General features: G+C 61.5%; 16 protein-coding genes and 2 pseudogenes. 16 read left to right on the plus strand and 2 right to left on the minus strand.

The annotated features are described in order from the left end of the window. The first annotated feature begins 47 nt into the window (after nucleotides 1-47). From ABZ833_RS35220 to ABZ833_RS35290, 15 genes and pseudogenes are all read left to right on the plus strand, one after another. A complete protein-coding gene (locus ABZ833_RS35220; protein ID WP_361055624.1) occupies nucleotides 48-881 on the plus strand; it encodes an AAA family ATPase in 834 nt (277 codons plus the stop codon). A gap of 37 nt (nucleotides 882-918) precedes the next feature. Continuing rightward, the gene (locus ABZ833_RS35225) at nucleotides 919-1269 is read left to right on the plus strand and encodes a hypothetical protein (protein WP_361055627.1); all 351 of its coding nucleotides are present in this window, start codon (nucleotides 919-921) and stop codon (nucleotides 1267-1269) included. Further along, nucleotides 1269-1703, plus strand: a complete 435-nt coding sequence (locus tag ABZ833_RS35230) for an endonuclease VII domain-containing protein (protein WP_361055630.1) — start codon at nucleotides 1269-1271, stop codon at nucleotides 1701-1703. Before ABZ833_RS35225 ends, ABZ833_RS35230 begins: the two co-directional genes overlap by 1 nt. Continuing rightward, a complete protein-coding gene (locus tag ABZ833_RS35235) occupies nucleotides 1696-1971 on the plus strand; it encodes a hypothetical protein (protein WP_361055633.1) in 276 nt (91 codons plus the stop codon). Before ABZ833_RS35230 ends, ABZ833_RS35235 begins: the two co-directional genes overlap by 8 nt. 43 nt (nucleotides 1972-2014) lie before the next feature. Next, on the plus strand, nucleotides 2015-2317 hold the full coding sequence (locus ABZ833_RS35240; protein ID WP_361055636.1) for a hypothetical protein: 303 nt from the start codon (nucleotides 2015-2017) through the stop codon (nucleotides 2315-2317). Between the two features lie 123 nt (nucleotides 2318-2440). Continuing rightward, nucleotides 2441-2650: pseudogene (locus ABZ833_RS35245) on the plus strand (CHC2 zinc finger domain-containing protein); the annotation flags it as partial. 16 nt (nucleotides 2651-2666) lie between these two features. After that, nucleotides 2667-3365 (plus strand): topoisomerase, encoded by a 699-nt coding sequence (locus ABZ833_RS35250; RefSeq protein WP_361055639.1) that lies wholly within the window; start codon nucleotides 2667-2669, stop codon nucleotides 3363-3365. Nucleotides 3366-3378: 13 nt separating this feature from the next. Further along, nucleotides 3379-3657, plus strand: a complete 279-nt coding sequence (locus ABZ833_RS35255) for a hypothetical protein (protein ID WP_361055642.1) — start codon at nucleotides 3379-3381, stop codon at nucleotides 3655-3657. Next, complete coding sequence (locus ABZ833_RS35260; protein ID WP_361055645.1) at nucleotides 3654-4037, plus strand: hypothetical protein; 384 nt, start codon at nucleotides 3654-3656, stop codon at nucleotides 4035-4037. The genes ABZ833_RS35255 and ABZ833_RS35260 overlap by 4 nt, the downstream gene beginning before the upstream one ends. Beyond that, a complete protein-coding gene (locus ABZ833_RS35265) occupies nucleotides 4034-4843 on the plus strand; it encodes a metallophosphoesterase (protein WP_361055648.1) in 810 nt (269 codons plus the stop codon). The genes ABZ833_RS35260 and ABZ833_RS35265 overlap by 4 nt, the downstream gene beginning before the upstream one ends. Next, complete coding sequence (locus ABZ833_RS35270) at nucleotides 4840-5391, plus strand: hypothetical protein (protein ID WP_361055651.1); 552 nt, start codon at nucleotides 4840-4842, stop codon at nucleotides 5389-5391. The genes ABZ833_RS35265 and ABZ833_RS35270 overlap by 4 nt, the downstream gene beginning before the upstream one ends. A 241-nt stretch (nucleotides 5392-5632) precedes the next feature. Beyond that, nucleotides 5633-6076 (plus strand): hypothetical protein, encoded by a 444-nt coding sequence (locus tag ABZ833_RS35275; protein ID WP_361055654.1) that lies wholly within the window; start codon nucleotides 5633-5635, stop codon nucleotides 6074-6076. A gap of 162 nt (nucleotides 6077-6238) precedes the next feature. After that, entirely contained in the window at nucleotides 6239-6790 is a 552-nt protein-coding gene (locus ABZ833_RS35280) for an SAM-dependent methyltransferase (protein WP_361055657.1), read from the plus strand. A gap of 13 nt (nucleotides 6791-6803) precedes the next feature. Next, a complete protein-coding gene (locus ABZ833_RS35285) occupies nucleotides 6804-8612 on the plus strand; it encodes a DNA polymerase (protein ID WP_361055660.1) in 1809 nt (602 codons plus the stop codon). Nucleotides 8613-8621: 9 nt separating this feature from the next. Continuing rightward, complete coding sequence (locus tag ABZ833_RS35290; RefSeq protein WP_361055663.1) at nucleotides 8622-8900, plus strand: hypothetical protein; 279 nt, start codon at nucleotides 8622-8624, stop codon at nucleotides 8898-8900. A gap of 441 nt (nucleotides 8901-9341) precedes the next feature. On the opposite strand, the gene ABZ833_RS35295 is transcribed toward ABZ833_RS35290, so the two are convergent. Then, the gene (locus ABZ833_RS35295) at nucleotides 9342-10961 is read right to left on the minus strand and encodes a recombinase family protein (RefSeq protein WP_361055666.1); all 1620 of its coding nucleotides are present in this window, start codon (nucleotides 10959-10961) and stop codon (nucleotides 9342-9344) included. A 128-nt stretch (nucleotides 10962-11089) separates the two neighbouring features. Next, nucleotides 11090-11221: pseudogene (locus tag ABZ833_RS35300) on the minus strand (peroxiredoxin); the annotation flags it as partial. A 160-nt stretch (nucleotides 11222-11381) separates the two neighbouring features. Here ABZ833_RS35300 and ABZ833_RS35305 point away from each other — a divergent pair. Further along, nucleotides 11382-12338 (plus strand): LysR substrate-binding domain-containing protein, encoded by a 957-nt coding sequence (locus tag ABZ833_RS35305; protein WP_361055669.1) that lies wholly within the window; start codon nucleotides 11382-11384, stop codon nucleotides 12336-12338. The last annotated feature ends 31 nt before the right edge of the window (nucleotides 12339-12369 follow it).

The raw sequence follows: 12369 nt of genomic DNA on the forward strand, positions 1-12369 counted from the left end.
AATAAGTTGCCCCCTGTGCGGGTGCGCTCGGAAAGGTAGGTGAGTCATTGTTTTCTCTCGTGCAGTCTGTAGGAATCCGCGGCGCCGCTGGCGAGCCGATCCCGCACGCGTTCAAGTCCCTGCGTCGACTGGAGGTTGAGTTCCGGCGCTCGGAGCTATCCCTTGTCGTTGCGGGGCCCGGCACTGGCAAAAGTATCTTCGCGCTGTTCCTGGCGATGACGGCTAACGTTCCAGTCCTGTACTTCTCTGCTGACTCAAGTTCCGCAACGCAGGTCTCCAGGGCTACGGCCATGATTACCGGGGACGACTCCAAGGCGGTCAAGCATGCATTGACCGAGGGGGACTTCTCCGGGTATGAAGCGGCCTTGGGCAAGCGGTGGTGGACTCGGTTTAATTTCTCCGCCCGCCCGACTCAGCAGGAGATCGAAATACACCTTCTGTGCTATCTGGAGGTATACGGGTGTACGCCGCATCTCCTCGTGGTCGACAACATAACCAACGTCGACACCGGAGTTGTGGGGGACGCCGAGAGTTTCACGTTCGGCCTTGAGGGGCTGTGTGAATACCTGGACGACATGGCAAGGGCGACGACTGCTCATGTGCTCGGACTGCACCATGTGACAGGCGAACACTCGGACGGCCTGAAGCCTATTCCATTGTCTGGAGTCAAGGGGAAGGTGCACCGTGTTCCCTCTCTCATTCTCACGGCGCACAAGCAGGTTGACGGGATGAATTCCCGAGTGCTCAACTTCAGCCCCGTGAAGAACAGGGAAGGATTCGAGGACTCAAGCGGCGGGACCTTCGCGAGTTTCCGACTCAATCGCAGCAACTTGCGATTGGAGGAGCTTGATGAAGAGCTTCCCGAATTTCTTTCGACTTAATTAGTTGCTCCCTGTGCGAGGAAGGCGTAGCTTCAAAATGGAAACTGCCACAGAGGTTCAGGGCATCGTCCGGGGCGGGTTCAAAGCGGACCGCGAGTTTGGGTTCGCCCTTGCCAGTCGCTTCCCCCATCTCGATCTCTCTGAGGTCGACACCGGGGGAGTCGCCATCGTCGTTGAAATAAGCGATCCCAAGAGGCTGAACCTGCACCAGCTTTCGCGGGTACTCGTCGGGGCCGCCAAGGGGGGCGTAAAGACGGCAGTTATCAACTGTCAGGCAAGGGGCCTGACTGCGGCGATCCCGCTGTTCAACCTCTTCGCCATGGTGGACGACAGCGCCCGACTCGTGGAGATGAAGAAGCTGGAGAAGGTCATCAGGACGGGGACCTGATGGCCGAAGCCCGCAAGGGATTCCGGGAGTGCACGAAGTGTGGGAAGAACAGAGCTGAGAGGTTCTACACCCCTCGGGGGAAGGTCTGTTCTTCCTGCCGCAAGGCCAGCCGTCGGCAGGCATCGCGTAACGCTCGAATCCAGGCAACATACGGACTGACGTCCGAGGAGTACCAACGCCTCCTAGAGGCGCAAGGCGGCAGGTGCGCAATCTGCCGAGAGACCAGAAAAACCAATCTGGCCGTGGACCACTGTCATACGACAGAGGCGGTTCGCGGCCTTCTCTGTGCCCGCTGCAATGGGCAGCTCCTAGCGCGGGGGGCTAGGGACCGCCCTGAAGTACTGCGGAGGGCCGCCGAATACCTAGAGGACTATCCGGCTTGGAAAGTCCTGGGACCGCGATACACATTCGACAAGGGGAATGACGATGGCTGACGCCAAGAACACCACGGTTGAGAAGCAGGTCACCGAGACCAAGAGGGTACCGGGCATCACCCTCACCCTCGCCAAGGACGAAGCCGAGGCGCTCATGGTGCTCGTCGGCAACATCGCGGGTGAAGGCTCCTCCCCGCGTAAGCACTCGGACGCCATCTACTACGCGCTCAAGTCGGCTGGGGTGTCCGTCCTCGGCAAGGACATTTCGCGACAGCTCAGCGGTTCTTCCCGCTGGCTGCGTTCGCCCAAGTCGCCGTACTCGTACTAAGCCGACCACAAACCCAACCGCACTTCACCGGTAAGGAATACACATGGCTGAGGCCAAGCGCACCACGCTAGACAAGGTCGTCACGGAAACCAAGAAGGTCCCCGCGATCACACTGACACTCACCGTGGAAGAGGCTGAAGTCCTCGCCGTTGTCGGTGCGTTCGTCGGCGGAGACCCTGACCTGAGCGCTCGCAAGCACTATCAGAGTGTGTCTAAGGCCCTGCGTACTGCTGGCGTTCGCACCTACGGCAGCGACCCCGGGCACCCCATGAACCAGCTCGATCGAGAGCGCGGGACCTCCGTCTACTTCAAGACCCCACAGCCTGATTTCCGGCTGAAGTTCTGATGGCCGCCACGGAGGCGGGATCTGGCCCGTCCTTCACGCGACAGTGGCGCGGCAACCACCACATGTGGGTGTCCGCGGCGCGACGCTACGACTTCCCGGTAACGACCTACAAGGTTGGTCCCAATGGTGAGCGTCAGCTCATCGAAACCGCCAATCGCTGAAGTCCTGGGTAACTACTACGGGTTCAAAACGGAGGCCACGAGGGGGCGAGTGAAAGCAGCTTGCCCCCTCCCCACGCATCCGGACTCAAACCCATCCGCATCGGTGGATCTCGATAAGAACCGATGGGCTTGCTTCACATGCAATCTGTCGGAGGACTCCTATGCCGTCATCATGAGGGAGGAAAGAATTGGCTTCACTGAAGCCAAAGAATTTGCACGTAGCCGATTCGGTGGCGATAGCCAAGCGCTATCACCAGAGCTACCAGGGGAGTCCGGGAGAGGCGTACGTAGCAGCTCGGGGCCTTGGGGGAGTCGCAAACCCCTTCGGCCTGGGCTACGTCGATTCGGCTCTACCTGGTCATGAGCGGTACGCGGGGTACCTCGCGATTCCCTACCTCCGCCCTGCCGGCGGTGAGGACGGGGTTGCAACCGTCCGCTTCCGCTGCGTCAGTGACCGGTGTGTGAAGGCTGCTGACGGCTCGTACCTCTTCCAGGCAGGAAAGAAGGAACGGCACGAGGGACACGGCAAGTTCATGTCCCTCCCTGCGGACCCGCCGCGCCTCTACAACACAGGCGCTCTGATCACGCCAAGTGAGGTCCTGGTGGTGGTTGAAGGCGAATTCGACACGCAGAGCTGGGCGGTCGCAGGAGTCCCCGCAGTAGGGGCGCCGGGCACGGGCACATGGCGCGAGTACTGGACCCCTGCCCTCCTGGGTTACGAGACGGTCTTTCTCATCGCAGAGGACGAGCCAGGCCTTGTCTTCATGGATCAACTCGCAGGCGACATTCCGAACGGCAAGGTCATCAAGATGACTGACCACCAAGATTCCAATTCAGTCCTACTCAACTCCGGGCCCGAGGCCCTTAGGGAGCGGATCGGGCTGTGAAGCTGGAGAGGTCATGAGACGCACCATCATGTTCATTGGGGCCGCTACTGCGGCCCTTTTTCTTTCCGCGTGCAGCTCTGCCACCGAGACGTGGAACGACGCGCCCGTGCAATACAAGGACGACGGCCCAGCCCGAATCCATTCAATGCCCGATGGGTTCGCCAACTTCGCCGAGAAATGCGATGGGTTCGGGCATCGAGTCTTTACGACTCGCAGTACCAGCAACGGCGGGGGCAAGGCTGTCGCCGTGATTGACGATTCGATGTGTTTCAAGAACGGGGAGAAGAAGTGACCGCGGCTGTTGAGATCAAGCTGACTGACGAGACCGTCCTTGCCACGCTGCGCGACGTGGTGGCAAAGCGCCCGGACTACGTTTATTCGCCGCCCGAGCACATGACCGACGACATCGGTTCCTGCTTCTACGTTCACAGGGACGAGGACGGCTCTCTCGTCTCGGCTGGCTGCGCCATCGGCGTTGTGCTGAACCAGCTTGGTATTCCCCTGGAGCAGTTGACCCAGTACGAGAGTCGCCCCGCATACCAGGTGTTGAGTAAATTCGCGCCGGATCTTTCCAAGAGCGCCAAGGACCGGCTCAACGCCATGCAGGAGTACCAGGACGAAAGCAAGACGTGGGGCACCTCCTATGCCATGGCCATGGGGGAGACCATTTGAAACGCGTAGTTGTCATATCCGACCTTCAAGTCCCTTATCACGAGCCCAAGGCGCTCAATAACCTGATCGCCTTCCTCAAGGACTACCAGCCTGACGAGCTGTATCAAATTGGCGATCTCAATGACTACGAGACCCCTAGCCGATGGAACGAGGGCACTCGGCTTGAATACAGCCAGCAAGTACGGGGAGAGTCTGAGCTAACCAAGCGCCGGGTCCTGGAGCCGATCCGATCTGTATATGGCGGTCCCTTTGGAATCCTGGAAGGCAACCACGACCTCCGCCCAAGGACATACCTGAGCACCAAGGCGCCTGCACTCGCGGAGTACGCAGGTGACTTCCACTTCTCCAAGCTGCTGGACTTCGCGGGGTTCGGGATCGACCTCACACCCAGCTTCCACAGCGTGGGACCAGATACGGCGCTGATCCACGGACACGAGATCAAGGGCTTGTCCAACATCGCCGGCACCACGGCATACGCACACGCCAGCAAGGCAACTACGAATCTGGTCATGGGCCACACCCATCGGCTAGGCGTTCGACGCCACGGCGCATCGCACCTCGGGGGAATGCGATGGGGCTTCGAAGTCGGACACATGATGGACCCACGGAAGGCTCAGTACCTCGGACCCGGTGCCGTAGCCAACTGGCAATCGGGGTTCGGCATCCTCTACGTCGGCGACCACGACGTTTCCCCCTACCCCGTAGACATCCGCCGCGACGGTTCGTTTGTCGTCGAAGGCGAGCGCTACGGAAAGTTGATCCGAGGCGCCGGGGGGCGCTTTGCACGGAAGGGGGATGCCGCATGACAGAGATCGACTGGGCTCACGTGGCAGATATCGCAGACAAGTCGGCCCGCTCAATTGCTGCTGCCTGGAGCGTGGTTGAGAAGGATGACGTTAAGCAATCGATTCTTCTCCACGCCTACGAACGTCGACAACTCATCGAGCAGAACTACACAGACACTTTCCTCTGGCAGTTCTGTAAGAAGGCGGGAACACAGTTCGCCTCAAAGGAACGTGACGCACGGGACGTTGAGGATGGGCGCTACTACTACACACCCGACGAAGCGCGGTTGGCGCTGGCGACATTCGTCTACTCCGACGAAGAGCTTGGCCAGATGCTCGGCCGAGAGGATGACCTCCTCTCCTGCCGGGTCACGGACAACCTCGTGTCTGCCCGCCTCGATGCCTCGTCCGCCATCAACAGACTGACCAAGAGCCAACGAACCGTGCTCACCCGCCGCTACATCTACGGCCTCCCGTCGAAAGACGACACCGAGCGCAAGGCGAGTAACCGCGCACTCGACGCCCTAGCGCGGCAGATGAACCGCGACCTCCGCAAGGCAGCTGCGTGAGCAGGCCCACCGGGACAGGCCGACAGACCTTCGTCCAGGGCCCCGACTGCCAGAGCTTCAAGAAGCGCTATCCGCCGCGTCTCTGCCGAGCACTCCACCAAGGATGCGGCAGCCGGAAGAGCCAGAGCGGATACCTCTGCGACGTGCAACCGACAAAGGAGAGCTGCCCTTGAGCTTCCCCAACCCATTCGACGGCCCCTCTCCCTGGGGGGAAGCCGACAACCCGAAGGATCTGAAGCCTATGACCCAAGCTGTCACCGCGACTTCCCCGAACAAGTTCAAGATCGGCCTCACCTTCAAGGCCGCTGCTGGCTACGACGCGGAATGGATCACGCCGACTGTCTACGGCGAGAACGCCGAAGAGGTCGCAGTCAACGCCGTGGACCTCATGAAGGCCCTCGCGGACAAGGGCGTCATCGACCTCGCCACGATGGCCGCGAAGAAGCTGCGCGAGACGCACCAGGGCCCCGCCGGAATGGGTGGCAACGCGGTGCCCAAGACATTCAGCGGGGGCAAGGTCCACGCCCAGCAGAGCGCCCCCACAGGGGGGGACTCCTGTCCACACGGCCGAACCCTGCGTGAAGGGCAGGGAGCCAAGGGCGCGTGGGCGGCCATGTTCTGTTCCGCACCGAAGGGCTCCCAGTGCGATCCGCTCTGGCGCCAGAAGGACGGCTCCTTCTCCTAAGAGCCACCACCAGATCTATTGAGGCACCTCTAGGGGGCCGGGGATTCCTCGGCCCCCTTTTCTATTTCGCGTTGGGGGTACGGGGGGATTCACAAACTACTTGACCTTTTTTGCTGCCAGGGGGGAGCAAGTAAGGGGTACCGCGATGCGGGGTTTGAGGTGGTGGGCGTCGACATCGCTCAACAATCTCGCTATCCGTGGCAATTCGTACAGGCCGAAGCGATTCAGTTCCTGCTCACGTACGGGCACCGATTCGACTTCATACATGCCTCACCGCCGTGTCAGCTCTACAGCAAGACACAGCGAATCATGCAGAACGACCACCCGGACCTTTTGGGCCCGACGCGGGAAGCCCTGAATGCCGTAGGCGTCCCGTGGGTGATTGAGAACGTGATGGGGGCCGAACCGGAGATGCACGATCCCGTGCTTCTCTGCGGTGCTTACTTCGGGCTCGACACCTACAGACACCGACTCTTTGAGCCTGGTGGCTGGGAGCTGAAGCAACCGGATCACCCGGAACACATTAGGCGCCAAACCAAGATGGGGCGCCGCAGAAAGCCCGACGAGATGGGGATTTATGTCGGGAACTTCATTGGGGTGGACGGCGCCAAGGAAGACCTCGGTGTCCCGTGGATGTCCCGCGAGGGAATCCGCGAGTGCATCCCGCCTGCGTACGCGGAGTACGTAGGCACCGCATTTCTCGAACAACTCTAGGGGGGAGGGTTCATTGATCCAGCTTGCTTATCGGCTGAAGGGGCATCCGGTTGCCATTCACGTAGTCGAGTCGGAGCGAGACCTTCGCGCCTTTGAGGAGTTCATCTCTCGGCATCGAATCCTTGGGTTCGATACAGAGACCACGTCGCTTGAGTGGTGGGCCGAGGGCTTCAGGTGCCGGCTGGCTCAGTTCGGCACGGGCGCGGAGACGTGGGTAATCCCTGTCGAGCTGGGCCCGGCTTTCGCCGAGGCCGTCAGGCGGGCCCTGCGGCGCCTGGAATGGCTTGTTGCCCACAACGGGACCTTTGACCTCCACGTGATCGAGCAAACGCTTGGGATCGCCATGGAGGAGCTTGCTCCAAAGATGTGGGATACCAGCCTTCTCGCGCATCTCGTAGACCCGAGGGCCGTCCGAGAAAAGGGTCCGGGGCTCAAGCTCGAAGAGCTGACCAAGTACTACATCTGCGAGAAGGCCGCAGATGAAGTCAAAGGCTCGATGAAGGGCATAGCTAAGAAGCACAAGACGACAAAAGATCGAATATGGAGTGAAGTCCCGCTCTTTGATGAGGACTATCTCCTCTACTCGGGTATGGACCCAGCCCTTGCCTATCGGCTGTTTCAGATCCTCTATCGTCTCGTCCCCTTCCTCTCGCGCGAGCGGGGTCTCATCGGCTGGGAGCATCGCCTCGCCCATGTGACAGCCAAAATGGAGCGTACGGGCTACCTGATTGACGTCGAATATGCCCAACTACGGTGTGGGGAGCTGACTGACGAACAGGAGAAGTGGGAGGGCGTCGCCAATACCTTTGGTGTCGAAAACCCCAACTCCAGCCAGCAGCTAATTGAGGTGTTCGAGTCCTTCGGACTCAAACTCACTAAGAGAACCAAGCCGAGCAAGAACCATCCCAACGGCCAATTGGCCATGGATGATGACGTTCTGTCTGGGCTGAAGCACCCGCTAGCCGATGCGGTAATCAAGGCGCGTAGGGCTGGGAAGTGGCGGAAGACATGGTTTGAGCGGGCGTTGAACGGTCGTGGCCCAGATAACCGGGTGCACGGAAGTATAAATTCGCTCCAGGCCAGAACGTCAAGGATGTCAATATCCGGGAGCATCCCGGCACAGACATTCCCCAGTGGGGATGGCTATGTCCGGCACATGTTCTTGGCAGACGAGGGCCACGTCAGTTGCTCCATTGACTTTGGAAACATGGAGTTGCGTTATCTGGCGGCATTCTCCCGTGATCCTACGATGTTGGACGCCTTCCTCAACGGAAGGGACCTGCACCAGATCACGGCGGATGCCGCTGGGGTTCCCCGAAAAATTGGGAAGATGGCGAACTTCCTGACTGTCTATGGAGGCGGATGGGCCGCCCTTATGGAACAGGCTGGGGTCGACGAGGAGACGGCTCGGGCCGTACTTAACGCCTTCGCCAAGACATACCCAGGGGTCGGTGCCTTCGGTAAGCGCCTTGCGGACGAGGCCCGAAAGACGGGGTTTGTTTGGACGGCTACCGGTCGTCGCCTTCCGGTCGATGCCGGCAAGTGGTTCCGCGCTCTGAACTATTTCATCCAGGGTGGCAGCCGTGATGTCACGGCTCGGGCTTTGCTGAAGCTCGACGAAGCCGGATTCACGCCGTACATGCGACTTCCTATTCACGATGAGATTGTTTTCTCGTTCCCGAAGAACGAAGCGCCCGAGATGGCGAGAGAAGCAGCCAAGATTATGGCGTTCCCCGTTCAGGGCCTCTTGATACCCGCTGACGCGGAAATCGGTGAGCGTTCCTGGGGGAGCGTACTCGAACTTGAAGCAAGCAAGCACTAGGGGGATTTGATGGGTGAGAGCGAGCAGGGTGAGCAGGAAGAGAACGAGGCCGCGGGTTCCTTTGAGGATCTGATCTCCGGTATCGAGACCGAGATGAACGCGACTCGCCTGCACAAGCAGGGGGCGTTTGCCATCACAGCAGCCCGGATCTCCGGAACTGTCTTCAGCGAAGCCATGGGATCGGGCGTTCCTTTCGACCTGGCTAAGGCGATGGCTTCCGATACTTGGAACGCCGTCATGGGTCTGACACCCGTTGACTACGTCCCCGTTGAGGCCGAGGACGTCTGATGTTGGAAGATATGGAGATGGACTGTGAGTGAGACTTCAGGGCTTCCGAGCTTCCTCATTGCATATCGGTCAGACCACAGACTTGCCTACACAGCGGCCAACGTCCGCAACAGTCTTCGTGGCGTATATGTCCGATACGGCCAGCGCGCCATCGACAGCACGGCTGTATACGCGTTGCCCGGATACGAGGACGTGACAAGTCGCTTCATCCTGGGGGATGCCAATGAACTCGCCCCCTTCTGACGGGAAACTGATCGCTGAATCGGCTCGTGCTGGAGTTGTGGGTTTCATGACGAGGGAAGAATGGTTGGCCCGCGAACTGGCCAAGATGCCGACGTGGGACGAGGGGCGACGCGCTGAAGTGATGAAGATGTGGGGCCTCAAGATCCCAGGTAAGTAAGAGGAAAGCCCTCCCCCGAGTGGGGGAGGGCTTTCGTCGCTCTAGACAGAGGCTGATTCGGTCTGCCTCTTGGCGACCTCATGCCAGACAATCTCAATGAACGCGGGGTCGAACGACTTACCCCTACCCATCGGGTGGATGATGACAGACTTGATGGTCTGGGTTAGACGGGTCCGCTTCTCATCCATAGAAAGGCTCGGCCAGTCGCGCAAAGCGTCTGGAGAGAGCAGCTCACTCTTCTTCTTCTCTTGAGAGAGTGCGCTCTTCCTGCTGCTCAACTTCTTCTTCTCCTGCTCAAGCTCCTCAATGAGGTCCAGGGCTGCGGACGTTGTGATTCGCTTGTCCTTGCGGCGCTGCTTCACCTCCTCAAGCTCCTTGGCGATCTCGGCAAGCCTCGCGTCATGGGTCGTCTCGTCGATCTCGCTTGCGGCCTTCTCGACCGCGTCACCGAGTCCGGTCCGGGTGCCCTTCAGGAAGGCTTCCTCAACCAGGTCATCAATGGGGGGTCCGCACCGAGTCACGCCGCCGCACCCTCCCTGGCTGGTCAGGCAGGCGTAGCGATAGCCCCAGTTCTCGTACGAGGTCGTGCCGGGGGTGTAAGGGTTGGACCACATGGGTGTGAGGCACTTGCCGCAGCGAGCAATACCTGAGAGCAGGTACTTCACGCTGGTCTCGTGAGCCTCCCCGTTGGTCCCTTCCTTCCGGGCGTCCTTGCGCCTCTTGAGCTCGTTGACACAAGCCCAGTACTCAGTCACCGAGCAGGCGCGTTCCCAGTCACCCATCACGGGGTTGCCGTTGGCGTCGTTCACGATGAAGTCCGGCAGCCACAGACGGCCCGAGGTGCGGCGTACATCTTGGGGGACGTACAGGCGAAAACCAGCGTTGCGAGGGTTCGTCAGAATCTCCTCTGCGACGGAGTGGTTGACCTGGCGCACCCCGTCCTCACGAGAGTTCTTCTGGCGCTGAGGGGTGTACCCGAACTCAACGAGCCGAGTGCGGAAGGTTCCTACCTTGAGTCCGCCCGGTACCGCACGGATGTTGGCGAGCAGGAACGGCGCCTCCGTTTCGTGGAGCGTCTTCCTGTCGTCCCCCCAGCCGAACGCGCGAGGTGCGCTGTGCATGGCTCCCTTCCGGGCGATGCGGCCATTGGTCCGCTTAGTGCGGCGCTTGATGTTGCCGATCTCCATGTTGCCCATGGTGGCCTGCATGACGAACATGCCCCGGCCTTCCACGGTCGAGAGATCGACGCTGCCCTCTACCGAGCGCCCGATGTAGGTGGGGTTCATCTCGAACACGCGGCAGACGCGTGCAGCGTCGTAAACCAGTCGGGCCAGGCGGTCAGCGTGCAGGAAGGCGACGCCGTGAATGATGCCCGCCTCAAGATCACGAAGCAGGTTCTCGAAGTCTTCCCGAACGATGTGCGGGTCTGAGGCTGGGGTGTCGTTGTCGCAGTAGTCGCGGACGATGACGGCGCCTCGACGCTTCATCTCAAGGTCGGTGTCGACGAAGTGGCGGATCGCTTCGTCTTGCTCCTTGACCTGCTCCTGAACCTCTCGCCACGTGGAGGCAACACCCTTGAGGGCCTTGTCTATGGAGACGCGGCGGTACATGCCGATGGGCATGACCATCTCTGACTGAACGATGTTCCGTAGCACAACCATGTGCTTGCTCCCCTGTGCGCGCTGCGCTGACGCAGTAGTCCTTGCTGGTCAGCGGTCTGCGCGCTGCCCCCCTGGGAGCGAGTGTCACACGAGCGTTCGAATACCCATAAGGGTTTTCAGCTCGTGTGCGGCCACGCGAAGACGATCTTCCACTTGCCCTCGTAGGTCTTGTGGTCGATCTGCTGGAACTCAGAGCCCTTCTCCAGCGAGACACAGGCAGTCAGATCGAACTGGGGGAACTTGTCACCGACAGTGAGCACGCGCTCTCCTTGCTGCAAAGAAGCTCCCTTTTGGGGAGTTTCCTGGGGGGTTGGACTGGTGTTGATCGTGGCACAGGGTGCATTGATTATGGAAATAGCTAGAGTGGGTCATGTTGATCGGACCTAGCTATCAGTGCCAGAGGACAAGGAGGCGCGTGCCGTGGCCACAAGCGCCAAGCCCGCAGCCAAGCGTGGCGCCCGTCAGCCGAGCCTCGCCCAGCTGCGCGCCTTCGCGGCCGTCGCCGAGCATCTGCACTTCCGGGATGCCGCCGCCGCGATCGGGATGAGCCAGCCCGCGCTCTCCGGCGCGGTCTCGGCCCTGGAGGAGACACTCGGTGTCACCCTGCTCGAGCGTACGACCCGCAAGGTGCTGCTCTCGTCGGCGGGCGCGCGCCTCGCGGTGCGGGCCAGGGCCGTCCTCGACGAGGTCGGGGCGCTGATGGAGGAGGCCGACGCGGTGCGCGCCCCCTTCACCGGGGCGCTGAGGCTCGGCGTGATCCCGACCGTGGCGCCGTATCTGCTGCCCACGCTCATCGGGCTCGTCCACGAGAGGTACCCGGACCTCGATCTCCAGGTGCACGAGGAGCAGACGTCCTCGCTGATCGAGGGGCTCGGCGCGGGGCGGCTCGACCTGCTCCTGCTCGCCGTGCCGCTCGGTGTGCCCGGCGTCACCGAACTGCCCCTGTTCGACGAGGACTTCGTGCTCGTCACGCCGCTCGACCACTGGCTCGGCGGGCGCGAGGGCATCCCGCGCGACGCCCTGCGCGAGCTGAACCTGCTGCTGCTCGACGAGGGGCACTGCCTGCGCGACCAGGCCCTCGACATCTGCCGGGAGGCCGGGCGCGCGGACGCCCCGGTGACCACGACGGCCGCCGGACTCTCCACCCTCGTACAGCTGGTGGCCGGCGGCCTCGGCGTGACGCTGCTCCCGCGCACCGCCGTCCGCGTCGAGACCAGCCGCAGCAACCAGCTGCTCACCGGGTACTTCGCGGACCCGGCGCCGACCCGGCGCATCGCCCTCGCGATGCGTACGGGGGCCGCGCGGGCGGCGGAGCACGAGGAGCTGGCCGCCGCCCTCAGGGGGGCCGTGAAGCCGTTGCCGGTGCGGGTGTTGTGACCCCGCACCGGCAACGTTCCGCTCCCGCGCG

Source organism: Streptomyces sp. NPDC047525 (genome assembly GCF_040643025.1).
Taxonomy (GTDB): Bacteria; Actinomycetota; Actinomycetes; order Streptomycetales; family Streptomycetaceae; genus Streptomyces; species Streptomyces durmitorensis.